Here is a 7,438-nt window from a genome sequence, read left to right as displayed (position 1 = left end):
CCGTTGCGCCGCAAGCCCGGGCGCGTTTTCCCCGGCGCCGGCCAGCCCGCCCGGCCGCCCCCGCCTATCGGCGGGGTCGCCCTGCCGCTCCACCAAACCGCAGCGCTCCAGATGGGTCACCAGCTCCCCCATCGCCTGCTGCGTCATGCCCGCCGACTCCGCCAGGGCGGTAATCCGTGAGCCGGCCGGATCAAGATGGCGAAAGACCGCGTAGTGCGCCGGGCGCAGCTGATCGTCGAGCCGCGCGCGCAGTTCCCGGTTCAGCGCGCGCTCGTAAGCGGTGGTCGCATGGCTCAGCAGTTTGAGCAGCGTGGCGTTCGGATCGACCGTTGACATATTGCGAAGGTTACCTTTATAAATTGGGTTATGGAAGACGGCACAACACTCACCTACCGCAACGGACATCAGGTCACCTTCGTTGCGAAGGGCGAGGACGAGCAGGGCCCGTATCTGCGGCTACACCATCGACTGCCGCGAGCCGAACGGCAGGCGGGCCCGCATTGGCACCCGGTGCTGTCCGAGCAATGGACCATTCGCGAAGGCCGCGCTCGCTTCAAGATCGACGGCGTCGAGCACCTCGCCGAACCCGGTGACACCGTGACGGCTCCGGCGGGCGTCGTGCACGAGTTCTGGAGCGAGGCGCCCGGCACCACGTTCGATCACGAGATCCGCCCGCCGCTGCGGCACTGGGAGATGTTCCAGCTCTGGCACAACCTGGACACCGCGGGCAAAACCACCCGCTCTCGGGTGCCACGCGACCCACTCGCGCTGGCATTGCTGTGGGATTACCAGGACGGCTACCTCGCCGGGATCCCGCGCTGGGCGCAGCGCGCCGTACTGGGCGGACTGGCCCGCCTCGCCGTCCGGCTCGGTTACTCGCGGCGCTGGCTGGACACCTGACCGGGTCCCCGCGGACCCGCCCGTCGCAACCGCCCCCGCCGAGTAAAACGCCGCTGCCGCTAATGTCGTTGCTATGGCTCAGCCCGACGCAGCGTCCGGTGACGCGACACCCCTCGGTGTGTGGCCCGGCACCGCCTACCCGCTGGGCGCGACCTACGACGGGGCAGGCACCAACTTCTCGGTGTTCTCCGAGGTCGCCGACGCCGTCGACTTGTGCCTGATCACCGGGGACGGCACCGAAACCCGGATTCCGCTCGACGAGGTCGACGGCTATGTCTGGCACGCCTACCTACCCGCGGTCGGACCCGGCCAGCGCTACGGATTCCGGATACACGGTCCCTACGACCCGGAACACGGATTACGTTGCGATCCGAGCAAATTCCTGCTCGACCCGTACGGCAAGGCCTTCGACGGCGAGTTCGACAACGACCCGTCGCTGTACACGCACGGCCTGGACTCGCTCGGCCACACCATGGCGAGCGTGGTGATCAACCCGTACTTCGACTGGGGCACCGACCGCGCGCCGAACCGCCCGTACCACGAGACGGTGATCTACGAGGCACATGTCAAGGGCATGACCGCGACCCACCCCGACATTCCGGAAGAGTTGCGCGGCACCTACTCCGGCATCGCGCATCCGGCCATCATCGAGCACCTGAAAGGCTTGGGCGTCACCGCGATCGAGCTGATGCCGGTGCACCAGTTCCTGCACGACACCGTGCTGCTCGACCAGGGCCTGCGGAACTACTGGGGCTACAACAGCTTCGGCTACCTCGCCCCGCACAACGAGTACGCCGCCATCAAACGCGCCGACTCCGCGGTGACCGAGTTCAAGGCGATGGTGCGCGATCTGCACGCCGAGGGCATCGAGGTGATCCTCGACGTGGTCTACAACCACACCGCCGAGGGCAACCACCGCGGCCCGACCATCAGCTTCCGCGGCATCGACAACGCCGCCTACTACCGCCTGCTCGACGACGACCCGTCGCACTACATGGATTACACCGGCACCGGCAACAGCCTCAACGTGCGGCACCCGCACACGCTGCAGCTGATCATGGACTCGCTGCGCTACTGGGTGCTGGACATGCACGTCGACGGCTTCCGCTTCGACCTGGCCGCCACGCTGGCGCGCGAGCTGCACGACGTCGACCGGCTGTCCGCCTTCTTCGATCTGGTGCAACAGGATCCGGTGATCAGCCAGGTGAAGCTGATCGCGGAACCCTGGGACGTCGGCGAGGGCGGCTACCAGGTCGGCAACTTCCCCGGCCTGTGGACCGAGTGGAACGGCAAGTTCCGCGACACCGTGCGCGACTACTGGCGCGGCGAGCCTGCGACGTTGGGCGAGTTCGCTTCTCGGCTCACCGGATCCTCGGACCTGTACGAGGCGACCGGGCGCAGGCCGAGCGCGAGCATCAACTTCATCACCGCGCACGACGGGTTCACCCTGCGGGACCTGGTGTCCTACAACGAGAAACACAACGAGGCGAACGGCGAGGACAACCGCGACGGGGAGAGCTGGAACCGGTCGTGGAACTGCGGCGTCGAAGGCGACACCGACGACCCGGACGTCCTCGCGCTGCGCGCCAGGCAGAGCCGCAACCTGCTGGCCACCCTGGTGCTCAGCCAGGGCGTGCCGATGCTCGCGCACGGCGACGAGATGGGCCGCACCCAGCACGGCAACAACAACGTCTACTGCCAGGATTCCCCGCTGGCCTGGATGGATTGGTCACTGATGCAGCAGAATTCGGACCTGCTGGAATTCACCCGCAACGTGATCGCGTTGCGCACCGAGCACCCCGTCTTCCGGCGCCGTCGTTTCCTCGACGGCAGGCCGGTGCGGTCGAAGGACCGCGCCCGCGACATCGCCTGGCTCACCCCGGAAGGCGCGGAGATGACCACCGCGGACTGGGACAGTGGCTTCGGCAAATCGCTGACGGTGTTCCTCAACGGCAAGGGTATTCACGAACCCGACCCACGCGGTCAGCGGATCACCGACGACTCGTTCCTGCTGTGCTTCAACGCCCACGACGAAGCCATGGACTTCACGCTGCCCAACGCCGACTACGGCCTGCAATGGACTGTCGCACTGGACTGTTCGACGCCGACCGGCCTGACCGAGGCGAGCTATCCCGCCTCGGCCACCGTTCCGATCGAATCCCGGTGCCTGCTGGTGCTGCGCCACGCCGGATGACCCGAACGCCCATGACCACACCGGAAGCCCCCGAGACTCACGTGACCGATCCGCTCTCGCTGCGCCGCACCACGGCCAGGCCGACGACGATTCGCAGCACCTACCGGCTCCAGCTCCGGCCCGACGCGCTCACTTTCAGTGATGCCCGCACGATCGCGGAATACCTACAGCAGCTGGGTACCTCGCATCTCTACCTGTCGCCGATCCTCACCGCGGCGCACGGTTCCAACCACGGCTACGACGTCACCGACCCCACCACGGTGTCGGCCGCGCTGGGCGGACCCGCCGGGCTCAAGGCGCTGTCCGACGAGGTACGCAGCCGCGGTATGGGATTGGTCGTCGACCTGGTGCCCAATCACGTCGGCGTGGCCGACCCACGGCAGAACGCGTGGTGGTGGGACGTGCTGCGCAACGGCCGCGAATCCAGCTTCGCCCACTACTTCGACATCGATTGGAGTCCGGGCAACGGTGCGGGCGGCCGCCTGGCTCTCCCGGTGCTGCAAAGTGAGAACGACCCGGCGGCACTCACCGTCGACCGCTCCGGCCCGGAACCGATGCTGGCCCTGCACGATCTGCGCTTCCCCATCGCGCCGGGCACCGACGGCGACAACGCGCTGCGCATCCACGACAAGCAGCACTACCGGCTGGTGAGCTGGAAGGCCGGGGTGTGCACCTACCGCCGGTTCTTCGCGGTCAGCAGCCTGGCCGCGATCCGCCAGGAGGACAACGAGGTCTTCGAGGCCACCCACCGCGAGCTCGCCGCCTGGTGCGAGCACGATCTCATCGACGGCGTGCGCATCGACCACCCGGACGGATTGTCCTATCCCGCCGCCTATCTCGCGCGGGTGCGCAGACTCATCGGCCCGAACCGGCTGCTGCTGGTGGAGAAGATCCTGGCCAACCGGGAGCCGCTGGATCCGACCCTGCCGGTCGACGGCACCACCGGCTACGACGCGCTGGCCGATCTCGGCGGCGTGCTCATCAAGCCGGAGGGCGAGCAGGCGCTGACCGAGCTGTCCAAGAAGCTGGCCGGCCACGGCAGCGACCGCGCCTGGATCGGCGAGACCGAGCACCGGATCAAACGGGCGGTCGCGGAAAACCTGCTGGCACCGGAGATCCGGCGCCTGGTCGCGGCGATCAAACGGGACGGCGGTGCGGAGAGCTTCGACACCATGGCGATGACCAACGCCACCATCGAGGTGCTCGCGTTCATGCCGGTCTACCGGGCCGACTACGCACCGCTGGCAGGCATGGCCGGCGCCGTCATCGCCGAGGTGGAGCGGCGCAACAGCGAACTCACCGCGCCGCTCGCGGTGCTGGTCGCCGCGCTCGCTGCGGACGGCGAGGCGGCGGTGCGGTTCAGCCAGGTCTGTGGCGCGGTCACCGCGAAGGCGGTGGAGGACACCATGTTCTATCAGGCCGCCAGACTGGTCTCACTACAGGAGGTCGGCGGCAATCCGGCCCGATTCGGCCACTCGCTCAACGAGTTCCACCTGTCCAACAGCGAACGCGCGCATCGGTGGCCTGCCACCATGACGACGCTGTCCACCCACGACACCAAGCGCGGCGAGGACGTGCGCGCCCGCATCGGCGTGCTCTCCCAGGTCGCCGACACCTGGGCGCAATGCGTAGAGGCGTGGGACGAGGCCGCGCCCGGCCCCGACGGCGCGACCACGTTGTTCTTGTTGCAGAACATGTTCGGCGTGTGGCCCGCCGACGGCAGGCCCGCCGCCTCCGTCCCGGGCCTGCGCGAGCGGCTGCACCTGTTCGCGGAGAAGTCGATTCGGGAAGCGGGCACCAAAACCTCTTGGGAGGAGCCCGATGCCGAGTTCGAGTCGGCGGTGCACAGCTGGATCGACACGGTGATCGACGGCCCGGTCGGCAGCGAGCTCGGCGACCTGGTGCACGAGCTGGCGCCGCACGCCTGGTCGGATGCGTTGTCGCAGAAGCTGCTCCAGCTCTGCGGGCCGGGTATCCCGGACATCTATCAGGGCTGCGAGTTGTGGGAAGACTCCCTTGTCGACCCGGACAACCGCCGCCCGGTGGATTTCACGATCCGCATCGGAATGTTGCAATCGCTCACCGGCACACCGGCATTGGACACCACTGGCGCCGCGAAGATGTGGATCGTCGCGTACGCGCTGTGGCTGCGCAGGGAGCGCCCCGACTGCTTTGTCGGGGGCACCTACCTGCCGCTGTTCGCCACCGGCGAGCAGGCGGGCAGGTTGGTGTCCTACGCCCGGGGCCGCGTCGGTGCGGCCCCGGAAGTCATCGTCGCGACCACCCGCCACAGTCTCGGCCTCGCCGAAACCGGTTGGGGCGACACGACCCTCGATCTACCGCAGGGCACCTGGACGGACCGGCTGACCGGTCATACCTTCCAGGGCCGGGCTCGGCTCGAGAAGCTCTTCGGCCTGCTGCCCGTCGCACTGCTCGTGCGCTGAGACCGCGCTGACCTTCTCCAGCAGTTCCTCGGGGAACATGCCGCCCAGCTGCGCGCGCCAGCGGCGCAGATTGGGCGGGTCGTAGCCCTCTTTCTCGTTGACCAGCGAGGCGAGCCGGATGCCCTGCTCGTGGCCGTTCGCGAGCTTGCGCCAGGAGTCCAGGTAGAACCGCGGGCTGCGCGGATTACGCAGGGTGCGCACCACATTCAAGAGGCGGTAGACGGGCTTCAGCGACGGATGCGGCCACATGTGGCGTTCGCCCATCGCCCGGCAGCCCTCGGACAGTTTGTCCAGCCGATCGCGATCGAAGGCGAGCCCGACGGATTCGGCTTCGCGCACCATCCAGCGCAGCGTGAGGTCGGAGAGGCCGCATTCCTTGTGCCCGCCACCGATATCGCTGTGCGCGCCCTCGAACCACACCTGCTTGACCCGTTGAAATCCCTTGCGGTACTTCACATCCGGGACGACGGGCACCTCCCACAGGCACGGCTCGAAATTGCGCCGCCGCTCGTCGATGGCCAGGGCCTGCCTGGCGCAGTGCACGCTCGGGGACAGCTTGACGTCATGGAACTTGTAGCGCAGCGAGGTCACGCCCGGCACGCCGAGCGCGCCGACGGTGTCGAAGACGCCGAGGAAATTGATCTTGGGTGCCTGCTGGTGGCAGTTGTCCCTGCGGAACTTCTTCCACCGCTCCGGGATCTCGCCGTCCGCCGGCAGCACTTCCTTGTAGATCTCCAGCGCGTCCGGGTACTTGCCGCCGATCATCGCCTCCGGCGTCAGCAGGCCGATGCGGTCGATCAGGCTGGCCAGGCTGCGCGCGGTGAACGCGCCCCGGCTGAAGCCGAAGATGTAGATCTCGTCGCCCGGCTCCCAGTTCAGGGCCAGGTGCCAGTACGCGGAGGACAGGTTCGCCTGCAGCCCGAGGCCGAACGCGCCACCCATCACCCGGTCGGCGAGGAAGCCGCGGGCGCCGGGCCCGGACACATAGGTGACCCACTGCTGGATCTTCTCCCCCGTCGGACCCGGCGCGTCGAACCGGATCGTCTGCGCGATCTTGATGATGTTCGAGACCGTGCCGCTCGACTCTGCTTTCCAAGTGCCGTCACAACACACAACCAGGCGTTTCATGAACCAAATCCTCCCGCCGGATTCCTGAGGAAACCCGCGTACTCGACTACTCGAATCATCGAGGGCGCGTGCGGCAGCGTTAATGAACAGCGCTTGTTTCAATCAGGTAGAGCCTGGCGAGAAGTGGGATATCCCCTGGTCAGAGCCAGGTGGGCTCGCCGAAAACAGCTCCGGAATCGTCGACCTCGGGAGATTTGTATTCGACGTAAGCATATTGGCGGATGGTGACCGGGCCGGTGCACGAATTCACCTTGATGTGGAAGTCACGGAAACTGAGCTGGATCAGCTTGCCGGGAATCATGTCCTTTTCCGCGATCGCGACTTCGCCGACGTCGCCGGGGGCGAGATTCAAGGTGGCGACCGGGTTCGGGTTGAAGCTCGGCTGCTGCCCGATGACGACATCGGGCGTCGCGCCGAGGGTGCCCGCACCGATGGTCACGGCGCAGCCCACGTGGTAGCCGATGCGGAGCTTGCCCGCCGTCGCACCGTCGACCAAGCCGTAGGCGATCGAACTGACCAGCGCCTCCCGGGTGGTCGCCATGAAGTTCAACGGCGGGATCCGGTAGATGTACTCCTCCCGGCTGCCGATGGTGAACTTCTTCGAGCTGCCCGGCGGGGTGAACGACTTCTCGTGCGGCGGCATGCTGATGACCTCGGCCTCCGCCGCCGGCGCCAGCGCGGCCACGGACGCGGAGGCCACCACGACGCCCGTCAGTGCCCGGACCGCCCTTTTTACATTCGACGCCATAGCCCAGACCTTAGTAGCAGGTAG

The 7,438-nt window shown here is 67.4% G+C and carries 6 protein-coding genes; 3 read left to right on the top strand and 3 right to left on the bottom strand.

Annotation, left to right across the window (positions count from 1 at the left end; translation table 11 throughout):
* Nucleotides 1–336, bottom strand: a 336-nt coding sequence (locus DBO33_RS12645) for a MarR family winged helix-turn-helix transcriptional regulator (RefSeq protein ID WP_107660212.1), incomplete at its 3' end; no start/stop codon positions are given.
* Nucleotides 337–366: 30 nt separating this feature from the next.
* Between DBO33_RS12645 and DBO33_RS12640 the strand changes: the two genes are divergently transcribed.
* The 3 genes from DBO33_RS12640 (at nucleotide 367) to treY (ending at nucleotide 5,538) form a co-directional block, all read left to right on the top strand.
* Complete coding sequence (locus DBO33_RS12640) at nucleotides 367–900, top strand: cupin domain-containing protein (protein WP_107655201.1); 534 nt, start codon at nucleotides 367–369, stop codon at nucleotides 898–900.
* A gap of 73 nt (nucleotides 901–973) precedes the next feature.
* Nucleotides 974–3,094, top strand: coding sequence for a glycogen debranching protein GlgX (gene glgX / locus DBO33_RS12635; RefSeq protein ID WP_107655200.1), 2,121 nt, complete (start codon nucleotides 974–976; stop codon nucleotides 3,092–3,094).
* A gap of 11 nt (nucleotides 3,095–3,105) precedes the next feature.
* Complete coding sequence (gene treY, locus DBO33_RS12630; protein WP_107660211.1) at nucleotides 3,106–5,538, top strand: malto-oligosyltrehalose synthase; 2,433 nt, start codon at nucleotides 3,106–3,108, stop codon at nucleotides 5,536–5,538.
* On the opposite strand, the gene DBO33_RS12625 is transcribed toward treY, so the two are convergent.
* Both DBO33_RS12625 and DBO33_RS12620 read right to left on the bottom strand, forming a co-directional pair.
* Nucleotides 5,431–6,666: a DUF2235 domain-containing protein gene (locus tag DBO33_RS12625; RefSeq protein ID WP_107655199.1), complete on the bottom strand. Its 1,236-nt coding sequence runs from the start codon at nucleotides 6,664–6,666 to the stop codon at nucleotides 5,431–5,433. The genes treY and DBO33_RS12625 overlap by 108 nt on opposite strands.
* A 139-nt stretch (nucleotides 6,667–6,805) precedes the next feature.
* Nucleotides 6,806–7,414 carry an MspA family porin gene (locus DBO33_RS12620; RefSeq protein ID WP_234390806.1) on the bottom strand — a complete coding sequence of 203 codons (609 nt, stop codon included), beginning with the start codon at nucleotides 7,412–7,414 and terminating at the stop codon, nucleotides 6,806–6,808.
* Between the last annotated feature and the right edge of the window lie 24 nt (nucleotides 7,415–7,438).

Source organism: Nocardia suismassiliense, assembly GCF_900269665.1.
Taxonomy (GTDB): Bacteria; Actinomycetota; Actinomycetes; order Mycobacteriales; family Mycobacteriaceae; genus Nocardia; species Nocardia suismassiliense.
This window is presented reverse-complemented; position numbering and strand designations above follow the sequence as displayed.